Genomic DNA, 13,903 nt, shown 5'->3' on the forward strand with positions numbered 1-13,903 from the left:
CTTGACGCCGAGCGCCATCAGCACGTCGGCCGCGCCCGATCGCGAGGAGGCCGCGCGGTTGCCGTGTTTGGCGACCGGCACGCCGCAGGCGGCGGTGATGATCGCGGCGAGGGTGGAGACATTGTAGGAGCCGGAGGAATCGCCGCCGGTGCCGACGATGTCGATCGCCTCGGCCGGCGCGCTCACCCGCAGCATCTTGCCGCGCATGGCGCCGACCGCCCCGGCGATCTCCTCGGTAGTCTCGCCGCGCACCCGCAGCGCCATCAGGAAGGCGGCGGCCTGGGCGTTGGTGACGCCGCCGGAGAGGATGGTGTCGAAGGCATCGCGCGCCTCGTCCCGCGACAGCGAGGCGCCGGTCGCGACCTTGGCGATGAAAGGTTTGAAATCGTCCATCAAAAACTCTGTCGGATCAGGCTGGCTGGGTCAGGCTCGTGTCTCGGTCAGGCGTCTTCACGGGCCCGTATCGCGTCGTGGTCGCGGCCGCGCCATCGCTCGGCGGCGGCGAGGAAATTGCTCAGGATCGTGGCGCCGTGCTCCGAGGCGATGCTCTCCGGGTGGAACTGCACGCCATGCACCGGCAGCGTACGGTGCGACAGCGCCATGATCTGGCGATCCTCGGTTTCCGCCTCGATCGACAGCGCATCGGGCAGGGTGTCGCGGGCGACGACCAGCGAGTGGTAGCGCGTCGCCTGCAGCGGCCCGTTGACGCCGTGGAACAGGCCGCGCGCCCGGTGCGTGATGGTCGAGACCTTGCCGTGCATCGGCAGCGGCGCCCGCACCACATCGCCGCCGAAGGCCTGGCCGATCGTCTGGAGCCCGAGGCAGACGCCGAAGATCGGCTTCACCGCGGCGCCCTCCCGGACCAGATCCAGGCAGATCCCGGCCTCGTTGGGCGTGCAGGGTCCGGGCGACAGCACCAGCGCCTGATGCGGGCCGTCCAGCGCCTCCGCGACGCTCACCGCATCGTTGCGCACGACGTCGACCCGCGCCCCCAGCCCGCCGATCAGGTGGACGAGGTTCCAGGTGAAGCTGTCGTAATTGTCGATCAGCAGGACGCGCATGGGCTCAGCCGTGTTTTCGGGCAAGAGGTCATGCACGGTCGGGGGCGGGGCGGTCAAGTTGGCAGCCGCTCCGAGGGGCCGGCGAAGGCCGCCCCTTCGCGGCTCCCGCCGCGCGGCTACTGCCCGCGCCCGGTCCGCGCGGCGAAGCGGATCGCCTCCTCGGCCGCCTTGAACAGGGCCTTCGCCTTATTGACGCATTCCTGCTGCTCGGAGGCCGGATCGGAATCATAGACGATGCCGGCGCCGGCCTGGACATGCATGCGCCCATCTTTGACCACCGCCGTGCGCAAGACGATGCAGGTGTCCATCTCGCCATTCGCGCCGAAATAGCCGATGCAGCCGCCATAGGCGCCGCGTGCGTCGGGCTCCAGCTCGTCGATGATCTGCATCGCCCGGACTTTTGGCGCGCCCGACACCGTCCCCGCCGGGAAGCCGGCGCAGAGGGCGGCCAGCGCGTCGTGACGCGGGTCGATCGTGCCCTCGACATTCGAGACGATGTGCATGACCTGGCTGTAGCGCTCGATGAAGAAGGAATCGGTGACCCTGACCGAGCCGATGCCGGCAACGCGGCCGACATCGTTGCGGCCGAGGTCGAGCAGCATCAGATGCTCGGCCCGCTCCTTGGGATCGGCCAGCAGCTCGCACGCCAGCGCCTCGTCCTCCGCCGGCGTGGCGCCGCGCCGGCGCGTCCCGGCGATCGGGCGGATGGTCACCGTGTCATCGCGCAGCCGCACCAGAATTTCCGGGCTCGAGCAGACGATCTGAAAATCCGCGAAATCGAGATAGCACAGGAAGGGCGCGGGATTGACCCGCCGCAGCGCCCGGTAGAGCGAAAAGGGCGGCAGGGCGAAGGGCGCCTCGAAGCGCTGCGACAGCACAACCTGGAAGATGTCGCCGGCCCGGATGTAATCCTGCGCGGTGGCGACCATCGCATGGAAGTCCCGCTCCGAGGTGTTGGAGACGATGGCGGGGGCGGGCAGGGCGGCGATGTCGATCGCGGCCTCGGCCGGCAGCGGCCCCTCCAGCACCCGCGCCACCTCGTCCAGCCGCTCCAGCGCGCGTTCATGCGCGGCGCGGGCGGGGATGCCGGGCAAGGGCCGGACCGGGGTGACGAGGTGGATCTCGTCCTTGACCGAGTCGAACACCACCATCAGCGTCGGCCGGACCAGGATCGCGTCGGGCACGCCGGTGCCGCCCTGCTTGGGTTCCGGCAGCCGCTCCATCAGCCGGACCATGTCGTAGCCGAGATAGCCGAAGACGCCGGCGGCCATCGGCGGCAGCGCATCGGTGCCGGCGGGAATCGCGCTCTCCGCCAGCAGCGCGCGCAGGCTCTCGAAGGCCGGGCGCGGATCGGGCTGGAACGCTTCGCCCAGCGCGGTGCGGCAGAGCGAGGCCCGGCCGTGATGGCAGCGCCAGATCAGGTCCGGCTCGAGCCCGATCATCGAGTAGCGGCCGCGCACGGCGCCGCCTTCCACCGATTCCAGCAGGAAGGCCGGGCCCTTCTTGGCGTGGCGCAGCTTCAGGAAGGCCGCGACCGGCGTCTCGCAATCCCCCACCAGCACCTGGGTGAGCAATTGCACGGCGCCCGCCCCATAGGCTGCGGAAAACGCGGCGAGATCGGGCGCGGCGTCCATCTCAGTTCTGGGCGCCGCCGGTGGCGTTGCGGAAGGCCGTCTCGTTGATGGTGACGCCGAGATCGGTCTGCCGCTTGGCGATGAACTGCGCCAGGATATCCTCGCTGACGCTGTTGCCCAGCGCCCTGGCGAAATTCTCCGCCTCCTGCGTGGTGCGGACATAAGGGGGCACCGTGGCGGCATCGACCTTGAAGAGGATGCGCTCGCTGCCCGCACCCGCCGCAGCGCCGGCCTTGCCGACCACCGTGCCGAACACCAGGGTGACGACATTGGCCGGCAGGTCCGGGCGCTGGTCCTGGCGGCCCAGCCCCTCGGCCTTCTCGACCGTCAGCCCGGCATCGGCCGCGACCGCGTCGAAGGCCTCGCCCTTGTCCAGCCGCGCGACCAGCTCGCGGGTCCGCGCCGCGAGCCTGGCCGCGACCTCGTCGGCCCGCCATTGCGGCTCGATCAGCGCCTTCACCTCCTCGAAGCCGCGCTCGCGCGCCGCGTCGATCTTGGTCACGTCATACCAGACATAGCCGCTGTCGCGCGGCAGGCGCAGCGCCTCGTTGTCGACGCCGATATCGCTTCGGAAGATCGCCTGGGCGGTGGCGTCGCCGCCGGGCAGCGCCGGCTCGCTGCCGCCGTCGGGCTTGCGCAGCGTCGAATCGATCGGGCCGACGGTCCGCAGCGGCAGGTTGAACTCGCGCGCGATATCGGCCAGCGGCTTGGCCGAGGCGCGCTGATCCTCGATGCGGTCATGGATCTCGGCGATTCGGCTCGCGGCGCGGCTGGTCGCCAGCTCCGCGCGGATCTCTGCCGCGACCTCCTCATAGGGGCGCACCCGCTCCGGGGTGATCGCGGTCACCCGCAGCAGCGCCGCACCGAAGGCCCCCGCGACGGGCGCGCTGACGACGCCCTCCTGCAGCGCGAAAGCCGCGTCGCGCACCGCCGGATCGAAGACCTGCGGCCGGGTGAAGGTGCCGAGCGTGAGATCGTTCGGCGCGATGTTGCGCGCCGTGGCCACCGCCTCGAAGCTTTCGCCGCCCTCGATGCGCGCGCGGGCCGCCTGGGCTTCCTCGACGCTCGGGAAGACGATCTGCTGGATGGTGCGCGTCTCCGGCGAGCCGAAGCGCTGCGCCTTGACCTGCTCGTAGCGGGCGCGGGCCTCCTCCTCGGTGACGGCGGCGGGGTCGGCGAGCGTCTCGGCCGACAGCGCGAGCAGATTGGCAATGCGGTATTCCGGCGCGCGGAAGCTCGTCTTGCGCTCGTCGAAATAGGTCTTGAGCTGCGCCTCGGTCGGCGCGGCGATCTCGCCGGCGGCGCCGGCCGGCAGGCGCGCGAAGGTGATGGCGCGCTTCTCGTTGCGCAGGCGGTGGCCGATCTGCTGCAGGGCCAGAGGCGCGCTCACCGCGCCGACCACCATCTCGGCGATCTTCTGGCGCAGCACGGTGTTGCGCTGCTCGCGCACATAGCTCTGCTCGGTGAAGCCGTTCGAGCGCAGCAGCTCGTTGAAGCGCGCCGCCGAGAACTGGCCGTTGGAGTCGCGGAAGGTCGGGTCGTCGAAGATCAGGTTGCGGATCGTCTCGTCGGAGACCGCCAGGCGCATCTCGCGGGCGGTCTGGTCGAGCACGGCCTCGGTGACGAGGCGCGACAGGACCTGGCGGTCGAGGCCGATCAGCTGCGCCATGTCGGGAGTGATCGCGCGCCGCTGCTGGCGCGACAGCTGCTGGACCTCGTTCTGATAGGCGGTGCGCAGCTGCTCGATGCCGATCTCGGTCTTGCCGACCCGCGCCACCGAATTGCGGCCATAGCCCTGGAAGATGTCGCCGATGCCCCAGATCGCGAAGGAGAAGATCAGGAAGCCGAACAGCACGAAGATGAGGAGCTTGCCGAGAAAGCTCTGACCCGCCTTGCGGATGCCTGTCATCATCATCGTCTGGTTCTTCCCTGCTTGTCAGGCACGCGCCGGTTTCGCCGCCGCGGCTTGGTCGGGGGTGCTTATAGGAACCGGCGGCGCAAGCCGCAATCTCCGCGATCGGTGGGCTCGGCCGGCCGATCGGCGGTCCGGCCGCGAATTGCGATGCCCCGCCAGCATTGCTAAAGCGCCTCATCGGATTTTTGGAGTGTGGCGATGGCGCGCAGCATCAGGCCCCTTGTGGCCGGCAATTGGAAGATGAACGGGCTGAAGAGCGAGTTGGCCATCGCCGGCGCCGTCGCGACAGGCTGCGACGCCGCGCTGCGGCAGGCGGTCGATCTCGCCATCTGCCCGCCGGCCACGCTGCTCGCCGCCCTCTCGGACAGCCTCGCCGGTACCGGCATCGCCACCGGCGGCCAGGATTGCAGCCGTGAGGCGAGCGGCGCCTTCACCGGCGAGATCGCGGCGGCGATGCTGGCCGATGCCGGGGCGCGCTACGTCATCGTCGGCCATTCCGAGCGCCGGACGCTGCATGGCGAGGACGACGCCACCGTCAGGGCCAAGGCCGAGGCCGCGGTCGCGGCGCAGCTGGTGCCGATCATCTGCGTCGGCGAGACGAGGGCCGAGCGCGAGGCGGGCAGGGCCGTGGCGGTGGTCTGCGGCCAGCTGGCCGGCTCCGTGCCTGCGGCCTCGGGCGCCGCCAGCCTCGTCGTCGCCTATGAGCCGGTCTGGGCGATCGGCACCGGCCTGACGCCGACGGCCGGCGACGTCGCCGAGATGCACGTCGCCATCCGCGCGGAGCTCGGCCGGCTGCTCGGGCAGGAGGCGGCTTCCGGGGTCAGGCTGCTCTATGGCGGCTCGGTCAAGCCCGGCAACGCCGCCGAGCTGATGAGCGTTCGCGATGTCGATGGCGCGCTGGTCGGCGGCGCGAGCCTCGTCGCCGCGGATTTCCTGGCGATCGCCCGCGCCTGCGCCTGATCGCCCCCGACAAAACGGAAATCGCGGGTGGTGCTGGCGCCGAGCGCGTGGTATGTGCCGCCCGCATTGGCAGGCCGCGCCGCGGCGAGGCCAGCTCCATCAGGGCGGGCGCGACGAGGATTCCCTTGGCTTTCGCCTGCCCGATACCCATTTGCTGAGTCCATGCAGAACGTTCTCATCGTCATTCACCTGATCATCGTGGTCGCGCTCGTCGGCGTGGTGCTGCTGCAGCGCTCAGAAGGCGGCGGCCTGGGCATGGGCTCGGGCGGAGGTGGAGCCGGTGGCTTCATGACCGGCCGCGGCCAGGCCAATGCGCTGACGCGGACGACGGCGATCCTGGCCGGCGCCTTCTTCCTGACCTCGATCGTGCTGGCGGTGATGGCGACGCAGGGTCGCGTCCAGCGCTCGATCATCGATGGGGCGCCCGGCACCAGCGCGCCGGCGGCGCCCGGCGGCCCGAGCGCGCCCAATGCCGGCGGCGTGCTCGACCAGCTGCGCCAGATGCAGGGGCCGAGCGGCGCGCAACCGCCGACGCCTCCGGCGCCGGCACCGGCGCCGCAGCAGTGAAGACAGGGCAGGGGCCGGGCGACCGGCCCTTCTCTTTTGTGTGGGGCCGCGACGGCTCCGACGCGGTTGTGGACAAGCGTCCGGGGCGTAGCCGCCCTGCGCTGCCGCCCTTCGCGAATCGAATCCCTGGCGTTAAAGGTGATCTCCCATGACGCGGTATGTTTTCATCACCGGCGGCGTGGTGTCCTCGCTCGGCAAAGGCCTGGCGGCGGCGGCTCTCGCAGCCCTCCTGCAGGCGCGTGGCCATACGGTCCGTCTGCGCAAGCTCGACCCCTATCTCAACGTCGATCCGGGCACGATGAGCCCGTATCAGCACGGCGAGGTCTTCGTCACCGACGATGGCGCGGAGACCGATCTCGATCTCGGCCATTACGAGCGCTTCACCGGCCGCCCCTGCAACAAGGGCGACAACATCACCACCGGCCGCATCTACATGGACATCCTGACCAAGGAGCGTCGCGGTGATTACCTCGGCGCCACCATCCAGGTGGTTCCCCATGTCACCAACGCGATCAAGGAGTTCATCCTCACCGGCAACGAGGATTACGACTTCACGCTGGTCGAGATCGGCGGCACCGTCGGCGACATCGAGAGCCTGCCCTTCCTCGAGGCGATCCGCCAGACCAACCAGCAGCTCCCGCGCGGCCAGTGCATCTTCGTGCATCTGACGCTGCTGCCCTATATCCCCACCGCGGGCGAGCTGAAGACCAAGCCGACCCAGCATTCGGTGGCCGAGCTGCGCTCCATCGGCATCCAGCCCGACATCCTGCTCTGCCGCACGGATCGCGAGATCCCGCGGGAGGAGCGGCGCAAGCTCGCGCTGTTCTGCAATGTCCGGGAGACGGCGGTGATCGAGGCGCGCGACGTCGCGTCGATCTATGACGTGCCTTTGTCCTACCATGCCGAAGGGCTGGACAATGAGGTGCTCGCCGCCTTCGGCATGGATGCCGAGGGCGAGCCCGACATCTCGAACTGGCGCCGCATCTCCGAGCGGGTGAAGAACCCTGAGGGCGAGGTCACCATCGCCATCGTCGGCAAATATACCGGGATGAAGGACGCCTATAAGTCGCTGATCGAGGCGCTGATGCATGGCGGCATCGCCAACCGCGTCAAGGTCAATCTCGACTGGATCGAATCCGAGGTCTTCGAGAAGGAGGATCCGGCGCCCTTCCTGGACCATGTCCATGGGATCCTCGTGCCCGGCGGCTTCGGCCATCGCGGCGCGGAGGGCAAGATCAAGGCGGCGACCTTCGCCAGGCAGCGCAAGGTGCCGTATTTCGGCATCTGCTTCGGCATGCAGATGGCGGTGATCGAGGCGGCCCGCTCGCTCGCCGGCATCGAGAACGCCAATTCCACGGAGTTCGGCCCGACCGAGGAGCCGATCGTCGGTCTGATGACGGAATGGATGCGCGGCAACGAGCTGGAGCAGCGCGCGGCGGGCGGCAATCTCGGCGGCACGATGCGGCTCGGCGCCTACGCCTCGACCCTGGCGGCCGGATCGAAGATCGCGCAGATCTACGGCACCACCGAGATTTCGGAGCGTCACCGCCACCGCTATGAGGTGAATATGGGCTATCGCGAGAAGCTCGAGGCCAAGGGCCTGTCCTTCTGCGGCCTGTCGCCGGACGGGCTTCTGCCCGAGACGGTGGAATATCCGGACCATCCCTGGTTCATCGGGGTGCAATATCATCCCGAGCTGAAATCGCGCCCCTTCGAACCGCATCCGCTGTTCGCGAGCTTCATCGAGGCCGCGATGGTGCAGAGCCGTCTGGTCTGAGCCCATCCGGGCTTATCGGGCGATCGCCCCGTCAGGGCCGGCGCACCCTGAAGCCGGCGGGCCGCTATGGCTCGTCCCCGGGCGATGCCGGCGGCGGGCGCAGGCGCAGGGTCTTGCCGCCGACCAGGTCGAGAATCTGCGAGGTCAGCGCGTCGCGCTGGCGCGCTCGCGCGGGAAGCGGCGCGGGTTCCTCCGCCAGATGCAGCATCAGCGCCGTGAGCAGGCTCTTCACCGGCTCGGTCAGCCCCGCCTGCGGCGGGCAGATGGAGATGCTGCCCGCGATGCTGAGGCTCGTTTCACTGTCCTGATGCAGGAGGACCGGGTCCCGCGACAGCGTCACCATCTGCGGCTTGCTTCCGGCGATGCGGGATCTGGCGGCGAGGCTGGCGCTGTGCTCGTCCGCGAAACCCTCGGCGAGGACGGTGACGCGGGCGCTGAGCGGAATGGCATGATGATCGGCAGTCACGGCGGCAGGCTTTCTCATGGGTCTCGCTGCGGCTACGCGGCAAACCCCCATCCGGATGCAGCGCGGGACGGCGCCGCGAAACGCCATGACCGGGCTTGAAGCTGCTGCTAGTCTTCCGGCCCGACTCTCCAGGCTGCGAGGCTTCGATGACCCTCTCCGACACCGCCACGGTCCCGGCTCCGCGCGGGCTCGACCATCTCGTCGTCGCCGTGCGGGATCTCGATGCGGCCGGCGCCTTCTATGAGCGGCTCGGCTTCCGGGTCGGCGCGCGCAACCGCCATCCCTGGGGCACCGAGAACCGGATCGTCCAGTTCCCCGGCTCCTTTCTCGAGCTGATCACCGTCGCGGATGAAGCGGCCATCCCGCCCGCCGCCGCCGGCCGTTTCTCCTTCGGCGCCTTCGTGCGCGAGGCGTTGGAGCGCGGCGAAGGCACCGCCATGCTGGTGCTGGAAAGCCTGGATGCGCAGGCCGACAGGCAGGCCTTCAAGGCCGCCGGGATCGGCGAATTCGAGCCCTTTTTCTTCGAGCGCCAGGCCAGGCGCCCGGATGGCGAGGAGGTTCGCGTCGCCTTCTCGCTCGCCTTCGCCGACAATCCCGCCGCGCCGGAATGCGGCTTCTTCGTCTGCCAGCAGCACGAGCCGCAGAATTTCTGGAATCCGGCCTTCCAATCCCACCCCAACGGCGCAATGGCGCTCAGCGCCGTGGTGATGGTCGCCGACGAGCCGGCTGCGCATCGCCCCTTCCTCGATGCCTTCACCGGCGGGGCGGAGGTGCTGGAGGGCAATGCGGATCTCGTCTGGACCCTGCCGCGCGGGCGCATCGACGTGCTGGATCCCGATGCCGCGGCCGCGATCTATCATGTCGAGCCAGAGCCGACCCCCACGCATTTTCTCGGCTTCTGCGTCGCCGTCCCCGCGCTCGACCCGGTGGCGGAGCGGCTCGAGGCGCAGCGCATCCCCTTCGTGATGGGCGAGGACCGGCTGGTGGTGCGCCCGGATGCGGCCATGGGCTGCGCCATCGCCTTCGAACGCGCCTGACGCGCCCGCCCCCGTTTCGAGACGACAGGAACACCCCTCATGATGGCGCAGGCGCTGGTCAAGCTCCCGGATTTCGTGCTGTTCTTCTCCGGCTCGCTGGTGCTGGTCGGGCTCTATCTGCTCGTCTACACCCTGGCGACCTCGCATAACGAGTTCGGGCTGATCCGGCAGAACAATGTCGCGGCGGCGCTGTCGCTCGGCCTCAGCCTGACCGGCTTCGCCCTGCCGCTGTCGAGCGCGGTCGTCCATTCCACCAGCATCGTCGATCTCGCCATCTGGGGCGTGGTGGCGATCGTGGTGCAACTGATCGTCTATATGCTGGTGCGGCTCGTCCTGCCCAACCTGTCCTCGCGCATCGCCGGGGGCGAGCTCGCCTCCGCGCTGTTTCTGGGCGCGGCTTCGCTGGCGGCAGGCGTCATCAACGCGGCGGCGATGAGCTTCTGAAGCGGGCAGGCCCCGCGCCGCGCAGCCGGGCGGTCAGGCCGCCGAACGCTCGGCCGGGAGATGCGCCAGCAGCCCGACCAAAGCGCGGTCGTGCAGCACGACCATGCGCTCCTTCGGCTTGAGCCAGGCCACCGCGTCCTCGATCGTCTCGGCATCGACCAGCTTGGCCTGGGCGACGGCGCGTTCCGGCTCGATCTCGCCGCGGCGCCGCGGCTGCGCCTGCGGCAGCATCTCTTCATGCGCCAGCCGCAGCACCGGATCGGCGTGCAGGGCCTGCAGCCCGTCGGCATCGTCGAAGCCGGCCTGCGCGAATTCCGCCTGCAGCGCGTTGGCGCGGGTGGCGACGGCCGGCGGCTCGCCTTCCTCAGGCGTCAGCAGCAGCTTGCGCCGCTTCAGCCAGAGGCCGATGGCGAGTTGGCCCGACGCCCATGACAGCGGGATCGCCAGCACCAGGCCGACGATCGTCGGCGACATCCAGGCGAAGAGCGAGGTCGCTATCATGAAGGCGGAAATGCCGGTCACCACGCCCATCGCCGTGTGGATGCGGTGGCGCCGAATGATGTCCTTCAGCGGGATCGAGCCATCGTCGCGTCGCTGCGGGTTCCAGCCCGTATCGCGCCCGAGCAGGATCTGGAAGACCGAGCCGGACTGGATCAGCATCATGATCGGCGCGAAGAAGGCGGAGAACAGGATTTCCAGCAAGGCCGACAGGATCAGCCTGAAGGCGCCGCCGCCGGCCCTGCGCAGCTTCGCATTGACCAGCGTGAGGATCAGCCCGAAGCCTTTCGGCGCGAGCAGGATCGCCATGGTCAGCGCGAACAGGTTCAGCGCGCGCTCGGGGTCGAAGCGCGGCCAGATCGGGAACAGCGTGAATTCCTGCGTGAAATATTCCGGCCTGGCGTAATTCACCTGCAGCACGATCAGGATGCCGACCACCAGCTGCATCAGCCAGAAGGGCGAGGCGAGATAGCCCATGATGCCGGTGGCGAAATGCTGCCGCGTCGGCAGCACGAAACCCTTCGCGCCGATGATCCGCGAATGCTGCAGATTGCCCTGGCACCAGCGCCGGTCGCGCACCGAGATGTCGATCAGCGAGGGCGGGCTCTCCTCATAGGAGCCCGTCAGGTCCGGCAGCATGTAGACCGACCAGCCGGCGCGGCGGATCAGCGCCGCCTCGACGAAATCATGGCTCAGCACATGGCCGCCGAAGGGCGGCTTGCCCTTGAGATCGGGCAGGCCGCAATGCTCGGCGAAGGCCCTGGTCCGGATGATCGCGTTATGGCCCCAGTAATTGCCGTCGCGGCCCGACCACATGGCGAGGCCCGTGGCGATGACCGGGCCGTAGACCCGCGCCGCGAATTGCTGCAGCCGGGCGAAGAAGGTGTTGCGGTTGATGATCAGCGGCAGGGACTGGATGATGCCGGCATCGGGATCGGCCTCCATCGCCGCGGCGAGCCGCACGATGCAGGTCCCGGTCATCAGGCTGTCGGCGTCGAGCACCAGCATCTGCTCGTAATGCCCGCCCCAGCGCGTCACGAAATCGGCGATGTTGCCGGCCTTGCGGTGGTGGTTCTTCGGCCTGTGCCGGTAATAGACACGGCTGTCGGGGCCGAGCCTCTGGCGCAAAGCGAGGAAGGCCCGCTCTTCCGCGATCCAGACATCGGGATTGGTCGTGTCCGAGACGATGAAATAGTCGAAATGCGCGCCGAGCCCGGTCGCTTCCACCGATTCCCGGATCGCCGCCAGCGCCGCGAAGGTTCGCGCGGTGGATTCATTGTAGATCGGCATGACCACGACGGTGCGATGCCGCAGGCTCTCGATCCGTTCCGCCGGCGGCCGGCTGAACAACAGGCCGAAGAAGCCGAGCAGCGCGCTGGTGAAGGCGAGCGCGATCCACGAGAAGTTCAGCGTGAACAGCACGAGCAGCGCATATTGCAGCGAGGTCGTGCCGCTGACCGAGACGACGTTGTACATCTCCCAGGCGCCATAGGCGGTCAGGGCCATGCCGCCGCCGAAGACGAAGAGTCGTTTCAGCCAGGGCGTCGCCCAGCTCTCGGGCCGCGCGGGCTTGCGCCGCTGCGCCGGGTCCCAGCTCCGGAAGGACTGCACCGGCATGATCAGCGGGCTTTCCGGCGGCGTCGCGGGTTCGGTGCGCAGGCGCTCCGTCGGTCTCGTCTCCTGCAGCACGTCCGGGCTCACCACGTCCATCGGTCCAGCCAGGTTTCCGAGACGGGCTGCCCACCCGCCTGCAGCACGAGCCTGAGCTCGCTGAGCGAGTCCGCCCCGGGCTCGACCTCGAAGCCGACGCGCATCAGCTTGCGCTCCGGATAGGGCCAGAGCCTGACATTATGGATCGTGCCCTGGCTGGTCGAGACGGCGGCCCTTATCGCCGCGACCTGAGCCGCATCGGCCAGGCGCTCGCCGCTGAAGTCGATCAGGAAGCGCCGGCGCCGCGGCTGCGTGCCGCGCCCCTGGCGCGTCCTGACCGCGGTCGCCAGAGCGGGCTTCTCCGGCGGCTGCCAGCACCAGGCCTGCCGATAGGCGAGCGAGGTCTCGCTGCCGGCGGCGAGCGCCTGGCGCGGCCGCCAATAGGCGATGATGTTGTCGTTGAGCTCGGAATCGCTGGGAATCTCGATGAGCTGCACCGATCCGGCGCCCCAATCGCCGAGCGGCTCCGTCCAGACGCTGGGCCGGAGCTCGAAACGCTGGTCGTCATCCTGGAAGGCCAAGGCCTCGCGCTCGCGCTGGACGAGGCCGAAGCCGCGCGGGTTCTCGTCCATGAAGGAGGAGACCTGCAGGGTCGCCGGATTGTTGACCGGGCGGTAGATCCATTCGCCGCCGCCGGTCAGCATCTGCACGCCGGAGACCTCGTGCACCGCGGGGCGCAGATCGTCGAAGCCGCGCCGGCTCTGCGGCCCCGAGAGGAAGGTGCCCATGGTGCAGCCGAAGCCGATATGGTCCAGCACCTGCCGGGCGAAGAGCGTCATCTCGACATCGATCAGCGTGATGTCGCCCGGGCGCAGCGTCATCCGGACGGCGCCCGTCAGGCTCTCGGAATCGAGCAGCGCATGGATCACCAGCGCGCCGGAGGCGGCACTGGGGCGCTCGATCCAGAAGGCGCGGAAGAACGGGATCTCCTCGCCGCGCGTCTCGCCCGGGCGCAGGATCAGGGCACGCGCCATGGCGCCGAGATTCTGCCCGCGCGCCAGCGAACGGAAGAAGGTGGCGCCTTGGAAGACCGCGACCTCGAAGGGCCGCTCCAGCCCGGCCGCGATCCGCATCCCGGAGAATTGCAGGTCGAGATTGGGCGGCGGCGGGGCGACGCGGCCGTAATCGAATTTGGCGCGGTCGAAGGCGACGCGCCGGACGATGCCGTCCTCGACCGTGAACAGCCCGACCGGGCGCGAGAAGACATAGCCGCGATGCAGCGGCTCGACCGTGAATCCGCGATTCTCACCGGCCCAGAGCAGGCTACCCGGCACCGCGCGTATCCCAGCATATTGGTCATAGGGGAGGTTGGCGTAGCCATCCGGCAGATCGGTCGCCACCACCGGCACCAGCGGCCGGCGCGCCAGGTTGCGCGCGGTCTCGACGACCAGCCCCGCATCGAAGGGCTGCCCCTCGGCGACCACGGATTGCACGATCGCCGCCCAGTTGCTTTGGGCCAGAGCCGGCGCCGCCGGCAGGAGCGCCGCGGCGGCGATCCCGGACGCCGCGCCTTCGATGAACTGACGACGAGTGACGGATGAAGACATCATTTCCAACGCATTCGGGCGACGCCCGCGCCCATTCGCGCTTCTAGAGCATTTTCCGGGCCGCTGAAAAGCGCCGACGCGTTAAAAATCAAGAAGATCGCAAGTATCGTCAAATCTCGGTTCCCGCTGTTGCGGTCGATGGAGGGGGCGGGAGGCGGCTGTGCTTCTGCCGTGCGGGACCGACTTTGGCATTTCCTGGCGAGATCGGTTATCCACGCGGCCGCATCGCCGCCGTGCGCCTGCCTCCGTTTCCGGCGGCAGAGCGAGCGGGACGATCGGACAAGCCT

Annotated in this window: 11 protein-coding genes and 1 pseudogene; 5 read left to right on the forward strand and 7 right to left on the reverse strand. The window is 69.2% G+C overall.

Annotated elements, in window-relative coordinates:
* From ASG72_RS21300 to ASG72_RS14110, 4 genes and pseudogenes are all read right to left on the reverse strand, one after another.
* Nucleotides 1-393 (reverse strand): annotated as a pseudogene (locus ASG72_RS21300) (anthranilate phosphoribosyltransferase); the annotation flags it as partial.
* A gap of 47 nt (nt 394-440) precedes the next feature.
* Complete coding sequence (locus ASG72_RS14100) at nt 441-1,061, reverse strand: aminodeoxychorismate/anthranilate synthase component II (protein WP_056713261.1); 621 nt, start codon at nt 1,059-1,061, stop codon at nt 441-443.
* A 116-nt stretch (nt 1,062-1,177) separates the two neighbouring features.
* Nucleotides 1,178-2,695: an anthranilate synthase component I gene (gene trpE, locus ASG72_RS14105; protein ID WP_056713263.1), complete on the reverse strand. Its 1,518-nt coding sequence runs from the start codon at nt 2,693-2,695 to the stop codon at nt 1,178-1,180.
* Between the two features lies 1 nt (nt 2,696).
* Nucleotides 2,697-4,610 carry a peptidylprolyl isomerase gene (locus tag ASG72_RS14110; protein WP_244488807.1) on the reverse strand — a complete coding sequence of 638 codons (1,914 nt, stop codon included), beginning with the start codon at nt 4,608-4,610 and terminating at the stop codon, nt 2,697-2,699.
* 198 nt (nt 4,611-4,808) lie between these two features.
* Between ASG72_RS14110 and tpiA the strand changes: the two genes are divergently transcribed.
* The 3 genes from tpiA to ASG72_RS14125 all read left to right on the forward strand — a co-directional run bounded on the left by tpiA (nt 4,809) and on the right by ASG72_RS14125 (nt 7,914).
* Complete coding sequence (tpiA, locus tag ASG72_RS14115; protein ID WP_056713266.1) at nt 4,809-5,570, forward strand: triose-phosphate isomerase; 762 nt, start codon at nt 4,809-4,811, stop codon at nt 5,568-5,570.
* A 162-nt stretch (nt 5,571-5,732) separates the two neighbouring features.
* Complete coding sequence (gene secG, locus ASG72_RS14120) at nt 5,733-6,137, forward strand: preprotein translocase subunit SecG (RefSeq protein ID WP_056713268.1); 405 nt, start codon at nt 5,733-5,735, stop codon at nt 6,135-6,137.
* A 148-nt stretch (nt 6,138-6,285) separates the two neighbouring features.
* Nucleotides 6,286-7,914, forward strand: coding sequence for a CTP synthase (locus ASG72_RS14125; protein ID WP_056713270.1), 1,629 nt, complete (start codon nt 6,286-6,288; stop codon nt 7,912-7,914).
* A gap of 64 nt (nt 7,915-7,978) precedes the next feature.
* On the opposite strand, the gene ASG72_RS14130 is transcribed toward ASG72_RS14125, so the two are convergent.
* Nucleotides 7,979-8,467, reverse strand: a complete 489-nt coding sequence (locus ASG72_RS14130; protein ID WP_156395970.1) for a hypothetical protein — start codon at nt 8,465-8,467, stop codon at nt 7,979-7,981.
* 59 nt (nt 8,468-8,526) lie between these two features.
* On the opposite strand from ASG72_RS14130, the gene ASG72_RS14135 reads away from it, so the two are divergent.
* Together ASG72_RS14135 and ASG72_RS14140 are read left to right on the forward strand one after the other, a co-directional pair.
* Nucleotides 8,527-9,417 carry a VOC family protein gene (locus ASG72_RS14135; protein WP_056713275.1) on the forward strand — a complete coding sequence of 297 codons (891 nt, stop codon included), beginning with the start codon at nt 8,527-8,529 and terminating at the stop codon, nt 9,415-9,417.
* Nucleotides 9,418-9,456: 39 nt separating this feature from the next.
* Complete coding sequence (locus ASG72_RS14140; RefSeq protein WP_056713277.1) at nt 9,457-9,861, forward strand: DUF350 domain-containing protein; 405 nt, start codon at nt 9,457-9,459, stop codon at nt 9,859-9,861.
* A gap of 33 nt (nt 9,862-9,894) precedes the next feature.
* Here ASG72_RS14140 and mdoH read toward each other — a convergent pair whose 3' ends face one another.
* Together mdoH and ASG72_RS14150 are read right to left on the reverse strand one after the other, a co-directional pair.
* A complete protein-coding gene (mdoH, locus tag ASG72_RS14145) occupies nt 9,895-12,069 on the reverse strand; it encodes a glucans biosynthesis glucosyltransferase MdoH (protein ID WP_056713279.1) in 2,175 nt (724 codons plus the stop codon).
* On the reverse strand, nt 12,057-13,619 hold the full coding sequence (locus ASG72_RS14150) for a glucan biosynthesis protein (protein ID WP_244488808.1): 1,563 nt from the start codon (nt 13,617-13,619) through the stop codon (nt 12,057-12,059). Before ASG72_RS14150 ends, mdoH begins: the two co-directional genes overlap by 13 nt.
* Nucleotides 13,620-13,903 lie beyond the last annotated feature (284 nt).

The sequence above is a fragment of the Allobosea sp. Leaf344 genome (assembly GCF_001426225.1).
Taxonomy (GTDB): Bacteria; Pseudomonadota; Alphaproteobacteria; order Rhizobiales; family Beijerinckiaceae; genus Allobosea.

Bases quoted from the DNA above. Each gene is read 5' to 3' on its own strand.
- ASG72_RS14100 (WP_056713261.1), bottom strand. From the start codon at position 1,061: ATGCGCGTCCTGCTGATCGACAATTACGACAGCTTCACCTGGAACCTC.
- trpE (WP_056713263.1), bottom strand. From the start codon at position 2,695: ATGGACGCCGCGCCCGATCTCGCCGCGTTTTCCGCAGCCTATGGGGCG.
- ASG72_RS14110 (WP_244488807.1), bottom strand. From the start codon at position 4,610: ATGATGATGACAGGCATCCGCAAGGCGGGTCAGAGCTTTCTCGGCAAG.
- tpiA (WP_056713266.1), top strand. From the start codon at position 4,809: ATGGCGCGCAGCATCAGGCCCCTTGTGGCCGGCAATTGGAAGATGAAC.
- secG (WP_056713268.1), top strand. From the start codon at position 5,733: ATGCAGAACGTTCTCATCGTCATTCACCTGATCATCGTGGTCGCGCTC.
- ASG72_RS14125 (WP_056713270.1), top strand. From the start codon at position 6,286: ATGACGCGGTATGTTTTCATCACCGGCGGCGTGGTGTCCTCGCTCGGC.
- ASG72_RS14130 (WP_156395970.1), bottom strand. From the start codon at position 8,467: ATGGCGTTTCGCGGCGCCGTCCCGCGCTGCATCCGGATGGGGGTTTGC.
- ASG72_RS14135 (WP_056713275.1), top strand. From the start codon at position 8,527: ATGACCCTCTCCGACACCGCCACGGTCCCGGCTCCGCGCGGGCTCGAC.
- ASG72_RS14140 (WP_056713277.1), top strand. From the start codon at position 9,457: ATGATGGCGCAGGCGCTGGTCAAGCTCCCGGATTTCGTGCTGTTCTTC.
- mdoH (WP_056713279.1), bottom strand. From the start codon at position 12,069: ATGGACGTGGTGAGCCCGGACGTGCTGCAGGAGACGAGACCGACGGAG.
- ASG72_RS14150 (WP_244488808.1), bottom strand. From the start codon at position 13,619: ATGATGTCTTCATCCGTCACTCGTCGTCAGTTCATCGAAGGCGCGGCG.